The organism is Psychrobacter sp. W2-37-MNA-CIBAN-0211 (assembly GCF_040309405.1).
Taxonomy (GTDB): Bacteria; Pseudomonadota; Gammaproteobacteria; order Pseudomonadales; family Moraxellaceae; genus Psychrobacter; species Psychrobacter glaciei.
The window spans coordinates 1-231 of sequence record NZ_JBEOOU010000638.1 but is presented as its reverse complement, the minus strand read 5'-3'; the positions used below and the strand labels follow the sequence as shown (position 1 = coordinate 231).

The window sequence follows — 231 nt, the reverse complement described above, 5'->3', positions numbered from 1 at the left end:
ACTGAGTTGACCCACCATCAACTTTTGGTGTCACAACCCACGTATAACCGCCAGCATTATCTTGTGCAGTTGCTGTTATTACAGCATTTTCAACTGTTAAAGATTTGATAGCTGCTGGAAGTGTTTTTGGGACAGCTGGAATGCCTAGCTTACCGGCATCACAACCTGTTAAAACACCGCCATTTTCTTGTATACAAAGCGTTACAGCTGTTTTATAGCCCTCTCCAACTG

1 pseudogene is annotated in these 231 nt (G+C 43.3%); it reads right to left on the bottom strand.

Annotated elements, in window-relative coordinates:
- A pseudogene (locus tag AAEY72_RS16575) lies at window positions 1-231 on the bottom strand (hypothetical protein); the annotation flags it as partial.